We start from the raw sequence: 12527 nt of genomic DNA on the forward strand, positions 1-12527 counted from the left end.
GCCTGCGCTGTCCCGCCGCGAGCGAAAGGCACAGCCATGAGCATCATCTCCGTCGATACCGAACTGCTGCAACTGAAGTCGGCCAGCGTCCAGGCCACGGTGGACAGGATCAGCACCGACGTCCAGTCCATGAAGCGCGGCCTCGACGAACTCCAGGGGTCCTGGCGGGGCTCCGCGGCCACGAACTTCCAGGCCTTGATCACCGAGTGGACCATCACGCAGGGCAGGGTAGAGGCCTCGCTGGCCTCCATCAATACAGCGCTGGCCTCCGCAGCGGCCACCTACGCCCAGGCGGAGCAGGGAAACACGCAGCGTTTCAGCTAGGCCCTTTATGCCTCCGGCGTGCCCTGGTGGAACCGCAGCCGCCAGCGGCCGCCGTCGAGCACCCACAGTGAGCTTCTCAGCGTGGTGCCGGAGCGGGCGAAGCTTCGGTAGGTCAGCAGGACAGCGCTGTTGCCGACGCGGTCGGTCCCCAGGATCTCGATATCGGTCCGCTCCCCCGGGTCTTCTTCGAGGGCCATCATCATGGCATCCCGGGTCCAGACCCGGCCCGAACTGCCGATCTCCATAAAGTCGGGGTGCAGCAGGACGGCCGTGCGGCCCATGTCGCCGCGGACGAGGGGGCCCAGGAGTTCACGTTCGAGTTCCTCCACCTGCGCTTCCGCGGATGGCTCTGCCGTGCCGGGTTCGGTCTCGAAGGCTTCGCTTCCCAGCTCACTGAAAAGGTCCGGTTCGCTGAAAAGCTTTGGGTCGCCAAAGAGCCCGGGGTCAGTGAACAGATCCGGCTCCGGCTTGGCGGCAGGCCGTGCGGCAGCTGGTGGCATCGCCGAACGCTGCGATGCTGCAGGCTGATCGGTGGAAGGCTGCTCTGCGGCAACCCGTGTGGTGGCAGGCGCGCCAGCCTGCGCTGTTCCGCGGCCTCCGGATTCGTGCTGGTGGCCCTGGAATCCCGGTCCGGAACGGGCAGCAACCCCCTGCTGGTAAGCCGTGGCTGCCGCCCTGGCCCGTTCGTCGGCGGCCTCGTTGAGGTCATGGCCAGCATGGCCTTTCACCCACTCGAAGGTGTATTTGCGCCCGGCAAGCTCACGGTCGAGTTCCTTGAGGAGCTCAACATTAAGGACCGGCTTGCCGTCTGCCTTGCGCCAGCCCTTCCGCTTCCAGCCGGGCATCCACTTGGTGATCGAATTGATGACGTACTGGCTGTCGCACAGGATGTGGAGGTCCTCCTGCCGGACGTGCGCGGTTGCGCGCAGCAGGTCCAGCACTGCCATCAGCTCGCCCTGGTTGTTGGTTCCGTGGGGCCACCCGCCGGCACGCCAGCACTTGTCATTCACGTACCAGGCCCATCCGGCGGGGCCGGGGTTTCCCAAGGCCGAACCGTCAGCCGCTGCAGTAATCGTCACCGGTCCATCCTGCCAGACCGGCCCGACAATGCCTGAACGCTGCCGGGCGCAGCCGGGACCGCGCAGAAGCGGAAAGTCTTGCAGGATGAAAAAACCATTTCGGGAAAACGTTTACCCAAAAGTATTGACTGCCCCTGACCAACAAGGACACAATCACTGTATCGAATGAGAAAACGCTTTCTCACTGGGGCGAAACGGCACGGATGCCGGCGCAACGCCCGGGAAAGCGCCTAAAGATTTCAGGAAGGCAGATCGATGACGATTCCAACCGTAAGCCGCCGAAGGTTCCAGCTGGGAGCTGCAGCTTTGGCAATTACGCTGCTGGCAACAGGCTGCGGCGCCTCGGGCAGTTCGGGCAGCGGCGACCAGGTCACCCTGCGGTTTGCCTGGTGGGGCAACGAATACCTCAACGCCCAGACAGAGAAGGTCATTGACGCGTTCGAAGCCAGCCACCCCAACATCAAGATCGAGTCCGAGCCCGGCGAATGGGGCGGCTACTGGGACAAGCTGGCCACCAAGACCGCCGCCAACGATGCCCCGGACGTTATCCAGATGGACCAGAAGTACATCGCGGAGTACGGCGGGCGGGGCGCACTCCTTGACCTGTCGAAGCAGGAGGGAGTCGATACTTCAAAGCTGGACAAGGAGGCCCTCGCCTCCGGACAGTACGATGGCGCCCAGTACGGCCTGAGCACCGGGCAGAACGCCTACGTCATCATGGCGAACACCAAAGTCTTTGAAGCGGCCAACGTCCCGGTCCCGGACGATACGAAGTGGACCTGGGACGAGTTCCTGGACATTGCAGCCAAGATCAGCGCCTCCGGTGACGGGAAGACGTATGGCGCGGCCTATGGCAGCAATGAGGCGGACCTCATCATCTGGCTGCGGCAGCACGGCCAGGACCTGTACTCGCAGGACGGGCAGCTGGACTTCGACACCGCCACCGCAGCATCGTTCTGGGAGCGGCTGAAGGAGCAGCGGGATTCAAAGGCCAGCCCGCCGGCCACGGTAGCAACTGAAGACTCCGGCGCGGGCCTTGAAGAAAGCCTCTTCGGCACCAACCGCGTGGGCATGGCCTGGTGGTGGACCAACCAGCTCGGCTCCCTCGAGTCGACCACGGCCAGCCCCATCAAGATGCTGCGTGCGCCCAGCCAGGACGGCGCGTCAGCGAAGAACGGTATGTACTACAAGCCCACCATGTTCTGGTCCGCTTCGTCCCGCTCCAAGCACCCCAAGGAAGCGGCCGCCTTCATCGATTACCTCACCAACAGCCCCGAAGCGGGGGCCATCCTGATGACGGACCGCGGCGTGCCCACCAACGCTGCGATCGTGGACAGCATCACGCCCAGCCTGAAGCCGGCAGACACCACCGTGGTGTCCTTCCTCAAGGACATCGCTCCGGACATCAAGGACGCACCCCCTGTCCCGCCAGTGGGTGCCGGCAGCGTGCAGAACGTGATCAAGCGCTACACCGACGAAGTGCTGTATGACCGGCTGACTCCGCAGGCCGCCGCCGACGCCTTCAAGAAGGAAGTCGAAGGAATGCTCGCCAGCGCGAAGAAGTAGACCCGGCAGCACGGAAAACGAAGAATGCGGCCCCCTCCAAAGAGGGGGCCGCATTCTTGTATCAGCGGGACAGGTCCCGGACGGAAGGGCTAGAAGCCGCCCATTCCGCCCATGCCACCCATGTCGTCGCCGCCGGCAGGAGCAGCGTTCTTCTCGGGCTTGTCAGCAACAACTGCCTCGGTGGTGAGGAACAGGCCGGCAATGGAAGCCGCGTTCTGCAGGGCAGAGCGGGTCACCTTGACGGGGTCGTTGACGCCGGCTGCCAGCAGGTCGACGTACTCGCCGGTGGCTGCGTTGAGGCCGTGGCCGGCGGGCAGGCCGCGGACCTTGTCGACGACGACGCCGGGCTCGAGGCCGGCGTTGAACGCGATCTGCTTCAGCGGGGCGTCGATGGCAACGCGGACGATGTTCGCACCGGTTGCTTCGTCGCCGGACAGCTGCAGGTTGGCGAACGCCTTGGCGCCGGCCTGGATGAGGGCCACGCCGCCACCGGCTACGATGCCTTCCTCGACGGCAGCCTTGGCGTTGCGCACGGCGTCTTCGATGCGGTGCTTGCGCTCCTTGAGCTCAACCTCCGTGGCGGCACCGGCCTTGATGACTGCAACGCCGCCGGCCAGCTTGGCCAGGCGCTCCTGCAGCTTCTCGCGGTCGTAGTCGGAGTCGGAGTTCTCGATCTCGGCGCGGATCTGGGAAACCCGGCCGGCGATCTGGTCGGCGTCGCCTGCACCCTCGACGATGGTGGTCTCGTCCTTGGTCACAACAACCTTGCGTGCCTGGCCCAGGAGTTCGAGTCCAGCCGTTTCCAGCTTCAGGCCGACTTCTTCGGAGATGACCTGGCCGCCGGTGAGCACGGCAATGTCGGCGAGCTGTGCCTTGCGGCGGTCACCGAAGCCCGGAGCCTTGACGGCGACGGACTTGAAGGTGCCACGGATCTTGTTGACGATCAGGGTGGCCAGGGCCTCACCCTCGATGTCTTCGGCGATGATCAGCAGCGGCTTGTTGGACTGCATGACCTTTTCCAGGACAGCAACCAGTTCCTTGACGTTGGAGATCTTGGAGTTGACGATCAGGATGTACGGATCCTCAAGGACCGTTTCCTGGCGCTCAGCGTCGGTGACGAAGTAGGCGGAGATGTAACCCTTGTCGAAGCGCATGCCTTCGGTGAGTTCCAGTTCCAGGCCGAAGGTGTTGGACTCCTCGACCGTGATGACGCCTTCCTTGCCCACCTTGTCCAGGGCTTCGGCGATGAGGGCACCGATCTCGTCGTCACCGGCGGAGATGGAGGCGGTGGCCGCGATCTCTTCCTTGGTTTCGATTTCCTTGGCGGAGTTCAGCAGCTCGGCGGTGACGGCCTCAACGGCCTTTTCGATGCCGCGCTTGAGGGACAGCGGGTCGGCGCCGGCGGCAACGTTGCGCAGGCCTTCCTTGACCAGGGCCTGGGCCAGCACGGTAGCCGTGGTGGTGCCGTCGCCTGCGACGTCGTCAGTCTTCTTGGCAACTTCCTTGACCAGCTCGGCGCCGATCTTCTCGTAGGGATCGTCCAGCTCGATCTCCTTGGCGATGGAAACACCATCGTTGGTGATCGTGGGGGCGCCCCACTTCTTTTCGAGGACGACGTTGCGTCCACGCGGGCCGAGGGTGACCTTAACGGCGTCGGCGAGGATGTTCAGGCCCCGCTCAAGGCCGCGGCGTGCCTCTTCATCAAATGCAATGATCTTGGCCATAACGGCAATAGTCCTTTCGGGACAGTCGTTAAGAATGAACCTCAGCTGCAGTGCCCGCGACGGACGGTTCCTGAACGGCAGCCTCTGTATGCCTCCGCGTGGGAACCTCACTCCAGTAAGGTGTTTCTTCGCTCCTCGGCCGCTGCCGGGCGCCGCCGGCTTAACCGGGCGTTGCCTTTAGCAGTCGGTACGTCAGAGTGCTAACTCAATAATTAGCACTCCCCCGGTGAGAGTGCAAGCGAAAGTGACCACCGGGCCCGCGTTTATGGCCCGTATTCGCCGAGGGCGATCAGCTGCCGCCGCGGCCGGCGGTTTCGCGGCCGGTTGCCGTTGGGATGTTGTCGCTGCCATAGGTAAACACCGTGAAGGCAGCGGAGGTGATATCCCCGTTGGTGTCGAAGGCGATGGGACCTGATTCGCCGTCGTAATTGATGCCGGCCCCTGAGGCGAGGGCGGGCAGGCAGTCCTTGTAGGTGGTGCAGGGCGCCGCGGCAGTGGCTTGGGATTCGGCGGCGGTCCCACCGGAGACGGCCACGAGGTTGGCAGCAATGGAGGGGCCGGCGTCATCCTGCGCTCGCGCCGCCGCCAGGGCAGCGAGGGTTACCGCATCGAACGTTTCCGCAGCATACGAAACATCTTTCAGTCCCTCGTCCACGCCCAACAGGCGGGCCTGGAAGGCGGCGCTGGGAAGCTGACCGGACACTACGGCCCTGGCGCCGTCCAGCGCCTTGGTCCCGAGTTTCGATCCGTAGCGCGCGAACGCTCCATCGCTGAGCAGCAGGCTGGCCCCGGAGAGCCCCGCGTTGTTGAGTTCCGCCAGTGCCCCCTGCGACCCTTCGCGGGCAACCACGACGACGGCATCCGGCTTCGCGGCCCCGGCTTTCCGGGCGGCGTCCCCGGCCTCGCCGGCGGCAAACCCGGCGTTGTCCAGGACCTGCAGCCCGGCCCCTGCGGCGGCGTCGGCAACTGCGGCAGCAACTTCCTTGCCGTAGGTACCCTCCTGGTGGAGGATGGCGATGGTCTTGGCGCCCCCGTCCTTGGCGAGCTTGGCCAGGACGGGTCCCTGCGCAACGTCCGCGGCCGTGGTCCGGAAGTAGTAACCGCCCGATTCGGCGCTGCTGAGGCCTGCGGCGGTGTTGGCGGGCGATATCAGTGGGGTCCGCGCCCGGGACAGGACATCGATAGCCTCGGTGGCGTGGCTTGAATCGGTGGGACCGATCACCACGTCCGCCTTGTCGGAGACCAGCGCGTGGGCCTGCGCGGCGGTATCCCCGCCGGCCTGGACGGGAAGGAGTTCCACGGGCCTGCCCTTATGGCCGCCGGCGGCATTGATTTCGCGGACGGCAAGCTGGGCCGCGGCGAGCTGGGAGGTATTGAGGAAGCTGCTGTCCCCGGTGTTGTCCAGGATCAGCCCTACACGGAGGACTCCGTCGCCGGATGCTTCCACGGTGTCCACACGGGCATTGCCGGTAACTCCGGAGCAGGCACTGAGGGCCAGGACGGCAGCAAGGGATGCGGCAAACACCGGTCGACGGCGGTCCGCTGCGCGGGGAGGATGCATCACCCGGCGGGCCGGACGCTTTCGGCCTGCGGGCCTTTTTCGCCTTCCCCGACTTCAAGTTCCACCCGCTGGCCCTCATCGAGCGCCCGGTAGCCTTCACCCTGCATTGCCGACCAATGCACGAAGACATCCTCCCCGGAACCGTCCACGGTGATGAAACCGTAGCCCTTTTCGGCGTTGAACCATTTGACGGTTCCCAGTGCCATGATGACCCACTCTTTCCGTTGAGACCGGAGGACCCCTGCTGCGGTGCCGAGTCATTGACGTGCATTGCGGGGACCGGGCAGGCGCCTGGATTTCACTCTAGCCAAAGGCTGCCCCGTCCTGCAGGCGGCCGGCAGCGGGTGCGGTAAACGTTATTCAGGCGTGACCGCCGGAATTTTGTCCGGGGTTAGCGGTAGCCGGGCCCCAGGACGACCACCAGCGGCACCTGGAATTCGGTGCTCGCCACTACGGTGGGCACGCCCAGCAGGTTGGCCAGCTCGCGCGCATTGGCTGCTTGGTCCGCCCCGGCGTAGTACACCGTGGAGCCCTGCTGCGGGGCGCCGGCCCAGTTGCCCACCTGCCCCAGCGTCCAGCCTGCCGCCTTCACCGTTCCGCCCACCCGGCTGGCGAGTCCGGATGTTCCGGCAGCGTTGTAAACGGCCACCGGCTGGGTCTTGTCCAGTTCCGGCCCCACCGACGCCGTGGCGCTGGGCTCGGGTTCCGGCTCGGCGGTGCTTTCGGCACTGGGGTCCGTGGATGGCTCGGCCGAAGCCGACGGTTCGGATGCCTTGTCCGCAGCGGCGGAAGGCGTGGCGCCTGTGTCAGCCAGCGGCGCCTCGGACACGACCGCCGAGGCCTGGCTTTCGGTCCCGCCAAGGCCCAGCTTGGGCAGGATCAGGAAGGACACCAGGCCGATGGCCAGGGCCGCAATGCCAACGGCAAGGATGGGCCACAGCCGCACGCGGGACGGTGCGGTCGCCGTCCGGTGGACACCTTGTCGCGATGCTGTCTCCGGGACCTTGTCGAATTCATCGCGGGCGTATTTGGTCATGGTGGGATGGATCCTTGCTGGTGGCTGCTGAAAAGGCGGGCGTCCTAGGCGTCGGATCCCAGTCGCCGCGCAGTGCGTGCACGGTGGCGCGACGTACGTAGTCTACGCAATCGCTTAACCAGCATGGGATCGTGGGCCAGCGCATCTTCCCTGTCGATCAGGGCATTCAACACCTGGTAGTAGTGCGTTGCGGAGAGGTCGAAGAGTTCCCTGACGGCCTGCTCCTTGGCTCCGGCGTACTTCCACCACTGCCGCTCCAGGGCAAGGATCTGCTGCTCACGCTCGGTCAGCGGCGAATCCTTGAGGGTGAAGTCTGCCAACAGTGAGTTGGCCTCGCCGTCTCCCCCGCCGCCCTCCGGCAGGTAACCGGTCAGTTGTTCCCGGGCCGGTTCAGCCACGGCGCACTCCTTCACTGGTTACGGAAAATGTCTCACCCCCATGCTACGGACGAATAACAGCGTTGTCATTTGGCATCCCACTCCGCCCCTGGGCCCGTTCCGCACTTCCGGTGCCCTGCAAGAATGGGACGGTGGCTGAATCAGATGCGTTGTTCGAACTGGAACCGGAGCCCCTGCCCGGCGGTGGATTCGCTGAACTTGCCGGGCTGCCGCTGGAGAGGCTCGTTGCCCCCGACTGGGCAGCCGCCCTTTCCGGCGTGGAAGCCGAACTCCGGAAGGTGCTGGCCTTCCTGGCTGCGGAGGAGTCCGCCGGGCGCCATGTCCTCCCGGCGCCGTCGAACGTCCTGCGCGCCTTCGGCCAACCGCTGGCGGACGTCAAAGTACTGATCGTGGGACAGGACCCCTACCCCACGCCGGGACACGCCGTCGGCCTCTCCTTTGCCGTGGACGGGCAGGTGCGGCCCATCCCCCGCAGCCTTGCCAACATCTACCGGGAACTGGAATCCGACCTGGGCCTGCCGCCGCGGATCCATGGCGACCTCTCCGCCTGGGCCGGCCAGGGCGTGCTGCTCCTGAACCGGGTCATGAGTGTCCGCGCCGGGGCGGCCGGGTCGCACCGGGGCAAGGGATGGGAGAAGGTTACGACGGCGGCAGTCACCGCCCTCGCGGCCCGCACCTCTGCGGACGGGTCACCCCTGCCGCTGGTTGCGGTGCTGTGGGGCAAGGACGCCGAGTCGGTGCGCCCGTTGCTGGCCGGCCGGCCGGCCGTGTCCAGCGCCCACCCCAGCCCGCTGTCGGCATCGAGGGGCTTCTTCGGTTCCCGGCCCTTCAGCGGGGTGAACCGGCTGCTGCAGGAGCAGGGTGCCGAGGCCGTAACCTGGGAACTCCCGCCTTTGCCCTAGCTTAGGCTTGCCTTATGAGCACTGTTCCCGCCGCCGCCGGCGCCCCGAAAAAGAGCCGCCCCCAGGTCACCCTCACGGTACTGAGGAGGGAGTCGTTGTCCCCCCATATGGTGCGGATTGTGGCCGGTGGTGACGGCTTCGGGGATTTCGTGAACAACAGCTTCGCTGACCGGTACGTCAAGATCATCTTCCCGCAGCCCGGCGTGGAATACCCCGCTTCCTTTGACCTGGCCACCATCCGCGAAACCATGCCGCGGGAGCAGTGGCCCACCACCCGCACCTACACCATCCGTCGGGTCGATCCTGAGGCACGCGAGCTTGCCATCGACTTCGTGGTCCACGGGGACGAAGGGCTGGCCGGCCCGTGGGCGGCTGCTGCGGAACCTGGCGACACCCTGACGTTCACTGGCCCCGGGGGCGCGTACAACCCCAACCCCGACGCCGACTGGTACCTGTTCGCCGGTGACGAGGCCGCATTGCCGGCCATCGCAGCGAGCCTGGAGGCACTGCCTGCGGGGGCCACGGGGCTGGCGTTCCTTGAAGTGGATACCGAGGCCGACATCCAGCCCGTTTCTGCCCCGGCCGGAGTGCGGGTCCAGTGGCTGACCCGCAACGGGGAACCGGCCGGTGCCAGCCGCTTGCTCGTGGACGCCGTGGCCGGTGCGGAATGGCTTTCCGGGACGGTGGACGTCTTTGCCCATGGAGAGCGCAGCTACATGAAGGCGCTGCGGGATGTCTTCTTCGCCCAGCGGGGACTTGAGCGCAGCCAGGTATCGCTGTCCGGCTACTGGGCCCAGGGCCGGGTCGAGGATGTCTTCCAGGCGGAGAAGAAGCTCCCCGTCGGTAAAATCTAGCGGCACATCCCGGCGCGAACCGAGCAACAAAAGCGCGCCCCGGGCAGGAGCCCGGGGCGCGCTTTTGTTGGACCTTCCGGAGCCTAGCGGCGCCGGGCTCGCCGGCGTTCGTTGCTGGCCAGGCTGCGGGTGAACGGGCGGGCAAGGGTGTCGCCCAGAACGATGCCGCCCGCGGTGCCCAGGACGATGGCCCCGGCGCTGAGCATCCCGCCGGCACCGAGCAGGATTTCCGATTCCTCGATGGTGAGCACGTACATGGACCGGAAGATCGTCAGGCCCGGCAACAGGATCAGTGCTGCGGGGACTGCCACCACCAGCTGCGGGGCTCCCATGCGCAGTGCCAGCACCCGGGCCAGCAGGCCGATCACCACGGCCGCCAGTGCAGGCGCGAACCGGTCGCCGATGCCCAGCAGTCCGCCGCCCAGCAGCACCAGGTAGCCGATGACTCCCACAGCTGCGGTGGGCAGCAGCAGCTGCCAGCTGGTCTGCTCGGTGATGCCAATGGCCATCACGGCCACCGCCACGAAGATGATGAGGACCCACAGGTCGTAGGCGGGCGGGAACGTTTCGGTGACGTCGATCCGCTGCGCACCGGTCAGCTCGCCCACTACGAAGGCGACGGCGATGCCTGCCACGATGGCGCCGAACGTCAGGAGCGTTGAGAGGAACCGTCCGGCGGCCGTGACGGGGAAGCCGTTGATGGCATCCTGCACCGAGGAGACCAGGCGGCCGGTGGGCAGCAGCAGGAGGATGCCGCCCACCACCACGATGGCCGGCGAGGTGGTAAGGCCGAACTGCCAGAGCAGCAGGGCCAGCTGGGTGACCACGAAGGAACAGCTCGCCGTGATGAAGAAGTCAGGGACGCGCCAGCGTCCCAGCTGGCGGGCCAGGAGGCTGATGCCGATGTTGGCTGCGAAGGCGATGGCGGAGGATACCGGCCCGCCGCCGAGCACGCCCACGAACACAGCGGCGAAGACACCGAAGGCCGAGGTAACCATCCAGCGCGGGAAGGGCTTGGGGCTGGTGATGATTTCGTTGAGGCGCCTGATGGCCTCGTCGCGGCCCACTCCCCCGGCCACGATGTCGGTGACCAGCTGGTGCACCCTGGCCAGGCCGGCGTAGTTGTTGGTCCAGGACCGCACCACGCGCAGCAGTGCGATGGGCGGCTGGTCCTTGGGGGCGTAGTTGATGCCGACGGACTGGTTGGTGATGTCCACTTCGACGTATTTCAGCCCCAGTGCGGCCGTGACGGCGATAATGCTGGTCTCCACTTCGAGGGCGCCGGCGCCGTAGCGGAACATGGTTTCAGCGAGGTGGAGGACAAAGTCCAGGGTCTTGCGGGCCGACGCGTCCACGCCGCTCACCTGGATGGTGGGGTTGGCGTAGGGGCTGCCGGTCAGCCTGTCCACGATGCTCAGCGGCGCGGTGGGAGGGTTCTCGCCCTGCACGAGCCGGCGCAGCATCTTCTTCGCCGCAGCGTTCTGGCGGACCTGGGCGGCCGTCAGCGGTTCGGTTTTGGGCAGGGCTTCGGTGCGGGGCAGCGCCCGTGCCGGCCCGGTGGGCGGGCGGTCCTTGGCGCCGGTTGGTTGAGCTTTGGGATGATCGCGCCGGTCGGCCATGATCTCCTCCTCCCTGATGCGCTGGTGTGGTGCGCTGGTGCGGATGTGTGGGTCAGGCGCGCTTGATCGGAAGCTTGCCCAGCAGGGTGCGGGCCGCCGCCGCGGCGGACCTGGCCAGCCTGTTGGCGTGGAAGGCTGCGGGACGGACCGGCATCACAAAGTCGCCCACGAGTTGGACCACTTCGCCGCCGAAGCCCTTCTTGAATTCGTACCCGCCGTGGCCCTCTTGGTCCTGCCCGGAGATGCCGAAGGTTCCGTAGAAGTTGTACCTCGGGTACCCCTTCTCAAGGGCGTGCAGCATCATGCCCCAATACAGCGAGGTGGCGCCATTGAAATAGATGTAGTCCTGCACGGTGCCGCCGATCACGCACACCACCTCGTCGCCGTAGCAGACGAAGTGGATGGCGGCCACGGTGGCCACGCCCGCGGAGTCTGGAAAGCGTTCGATGTCCTTGAGGCTGCGCTCGTAGCTGTCCACCAGGTCCTGGACCACTTTGAGCCGGTTGGCTTTCTTCTTGCTGCCTGTTTCCTCGACGTCGCGCCGAAGCTCGGCGGCCGTGGCCGATTCGGCTTCGAGCCGTTCGGTGATGGACCGGCGGTAGGCCGGGATGTCGATCTTGGCCATCATGAGCTTGGTGAATTCCGGCGACGTGGTGCGGAGCAGGTTCTCGTAGTACTCCCGTTCCCGGTAGACGAAGCCCTTCTCGTCGCCGGCCCGGCTCAGCGCGCCGTAAAAGTCGTCCAGGGTTTCCAGCGTGGCCTGCTCCAGGAACACACCGTTCTTTTCGGCCTTGCGGATGGCTTTTCGGGTGCGGTAGCTGGTGCCCATGATCAGCTCTTCCGGGTCCGCGATGCCCTGGAGGTTCTTGACGAACATCCAGTTAACGTTCACGAAGTTCATCTCCAGGCCCTGGTGCCGGAATCCCAGGCCGCCGAGCCGCGCCACCAGCGGCCGGTTGTCAGTGGTTTCCGGGTGCTCGGCCCCGTCCTCGTCGCGGGCAATGTACTTCAGGTTCGGTGAGATCCGCAGTTCGGCAGCCTTGCGCTCGGCCGCGCGCTTGCGGAGAAGTACGACGACGTCACGCACCAGGGCAGGGTCCGTGTAGTCCATCAGGGGTCCCTTGGCGCATTCGCACACGGTGTACCCGAGGCGCGCGGTGGTGAAGTTCAGTTTCCCGGCGGCCACGAGTTCTCCGTTGCGGCGGATACCGAACAGTTCCACCTGCTGTCCGCGGGCGCGCTGGAAGCGGGTGAAATCGGCCGACTGCAGGAAACTGTTTTGCGGATGCTTGAGGGCGAACGCCTCAAACTCGTCGTCATTGAGGACCGTGTATTCGGGAGCGGTGGTGGAAACCTGGTTCAAGGGATTACCTTTTCTGGAACTTGTCGCGGGCCTGCCTGGCAGGTGCTGGGGCGGGAGCGTCGTCTTCCGTGCTGTGGGGTACCGGGCAGCGGACCGGGGGG

At 66.1% G+C, this 12527-nt stretch carries 12 protein-coding genes; 4 read left to right on the plus strand and 8 right to left on the minus strand.

The genetic code is table 11. The features are described 5' to 3' along the window. The first annotated feature begins 36 nt into the window (after positions 1-36). The gene (locus OVA06_RS14095) at positions 37-324 is read left to right on the plus strand and encodes a WXG100 family type VII secretion target (protein ID WP_056083737.1); all 288 of its coding nucleotides are present in this window, start codon (positions 37-39) and stop codon (positions 322-324) included. 5 nt (positions 325-329) lie between these two features. On the opposite strand, the gene OVA06_RS14100 is transcribed toward OVA06_RS14095, so the two are convergent. Further along, a complete protein-coding gene (locus OVA06_RS14100; RefSeq protein ID WP_268159147.1) occupies positions 330-1403 on the minus strand; it encodes a ribonuclease HI family protein in 1074 nt (357 codons plus the stop codon). A 255-nt stretch (positions 1404-1658) separates the two neighbouring features. Here OVA06_RS14100 and OVA06_RS14105 point away from each other — a divergent pair, with 255 nt between their 5' ends. Further along, a complete protein-coding gene (locus OVA06_RS14105; protein WP_268159149.1) occupies positions 1659-2969 on the plus strand; it encodes an ABC transporter substrate-binding protein in 1311 nt (436 codons plus the stop codon). A gap of 89 nt (positions 2970-3058) precedes the next feature. On the opposite strand, the gene groL is transcribed toward OVA06_RS14105, so the two are convergent. The 5 genes from groL to OVA06_RS14130 form a co-directional block, all read right to left on the minus strand. Continuing rightward, positions 3059-4693 (minus strand): chaperonin GroEL, encoded by a 1635-nt coding sequence (groL, locus tag OVA06_RS14110; protein ID WP_056083728.1) that lies wholly within the window; start codon positions 4691-4693, stop codon positions 3059-3061. Between the two features lie 289 nt (positions 4694-4982). After that, on the minus strand, positions 4983-6254 hold the full coding sequence (locus tag OVA06_RS14115; RefSeq protein WP_268159151.1) for an ABC transporter substrate-binding protein: 1272 nt from the start codon (positions 6252-6254) through the stop codon (positions 4983-4985). Further along, positions 6254-6460 carry a cold-shock protein gene (locus OVA06_RS14120; RefSeq protein WP_268159153.1) on the minus strand — a complete coding sequence of 69 codons (207 nt, stop codon included), beginning with the start codon at positions 6458-6460 and terminating at the stop codon, positions 6254-6256. The genes OVA06_RS14115 and OVA06_RS14120 overlap by 1 nt, the downstream gene beginning before the upstream one ends. Positions 6461-6645: 185 nt before the next feature. Next, entirely contained in the window at positions 6646-7290 is a 645-nt protein-coding gene (locus tag OVA06_RS14125; protein WP_056083719.1) for a LytR C-terminal domain-containing protein, read from the minus strand. Positions 7291-7334: 44 nt separating this feature from the next. Next, complete coding sequence (locus tag OVA06_RS14130) at positions 7335-7688, minus strand: DUF3263 domain-containing protein (protein WP_056083715.1); 354 nt, start codon at positions 7686-7688, stop codon at positions 7335-7337. 131 nt (positions 7689-7819) lie between these two features. On the opposite strand from OVA06_RS14130, the gene OVA06_RS14135 reads away from it, so the two are divergent. Together OVA06_RS14135 and OVA06_RS14140 are read left to right on the plus strand one after the other, a co-directional pair. Beyond that, on the plus strand, positions 7820-8590 hold the full coding sequence (locus OVA06_RS14135) for a uracil-DNA glycosylase (RefSeq protein WP_268159156.1): 771 nt from the start codon (positions 7820-7822) through the stop codon (positions 8588-8590). A 14-nt stretch (positions 8591-8604) separates the two neighbouring features. Then, positions 8605-9444: a siderophore-interacting protein gene (locus OVA06_RS14140; RefSeq protein ID WP_268159158.1), complete on the plus strand. Its 840-nt coding sequence runs from the start codon at positions 8605-8607 to the stop codon at positions 9442-9444. Between the two features lie 83 nt (positions 9445-9527). Here the strand turns inward: OVA06_RS14140 and OVA06_RS14145 are convergent, their stop codons facing one another. Together OVA06_RS14145 and OVA06_RS14150 are read right to left on the minus strand one after the other, a co-directional pair. Next, positions 9528-11063: a threonine/serine ThrE exporter family protein gene (locus OVA06_RS14145; RefSeq protein ID WP_056083707.1), complete on the minus strand. Its 1536-nt coding sequence runs from the start codon at positions 11061-11063 to the stop codon at positions 9528-9530. A gap of 52 nt (positions 11064-11115) precedes the next feature. Continuing rightward, positions 11116-12426, minus strand: coding sequence for a peptidoglycan bridge formation glycyltransferase FemA/FemB family protein (locus OVA06_RS14150; protein WP_268159161.1), 1311 nt, complete (start codon positions 12424-12426; stop codon positions 11116-11118). Positions 12427-12527 lie beyond the last annotated feature (101 nt).

Source organism: Pseudarthrobacter sp. SL88 (assembly GCF_026672455.1).
Taxonomy (GTDB): Bacteria; Actinomycetota; Actinomycetes; order Actinomycetales; family Micrococcaceae; genus Arthrobacter.

Excerpts from the sequence above, each read along its gene's own strand:
- OVA06_RS14125 (WP_056083719.1), bottom strand. The coding sequence starts at position 7,290 with ATGACCAAATACGCCCGCGATGAATTCGACAAGGTCCCGGAGACAGCA.
- OVA06_RS14120 (WP_268159153.1), bottom strand. The coding sequence starts at position 6,460 with ATGGCACTGGGAACCGTCAAATGGTTCAACGCCGAAAAGGGCTACGGT.
- OVA06_RS14145 (WP_056083707.1), bottom strand. The coding sequence starts at position 11,063 with ATGGCCGACCGGCGCGATCATCCCAAAGCTCAACCAACCGGCGCCAAG.
- OVA06_RS14140 (WP_268159158.1), top strand. The coding sequence starts at position 8,605 with ATGAGCACTGTTCCCGCCGCCGCCGGCGCCCCGAAAAAGAGCCGCCCC.
- OVA06_RS14105 (WP_268159149.1), top strand. The coding sequence starts at position 1,659 with ATGACGATTCCAACCGTAAGCCGCCGAAGGTTCCAGCTGGGAGCTGCA.
- groL (WP_056083728.1), bottom strand. The coding sequence starts at position 4,693 with ATGGCCAAGATCATTGCATTTGATGAAGAGGCACGCCGCGGCCTTGAG.
- OVA06_RS14095 (WP_056083737.1), top strand. The coding sequence starts at position 37 with ATGAGCATCATCTCCGTCGATACCGAACTGCTGCAACTGAAGTCGGCC.
- OVA06_RS14115 (WP_268159151.1), bottom strand. The coding sequence starts at position 6,254 with ATGCATCCTCCCCGCGCAGCGGACCGCCGTCGACCGGTGTTTGCCGCA.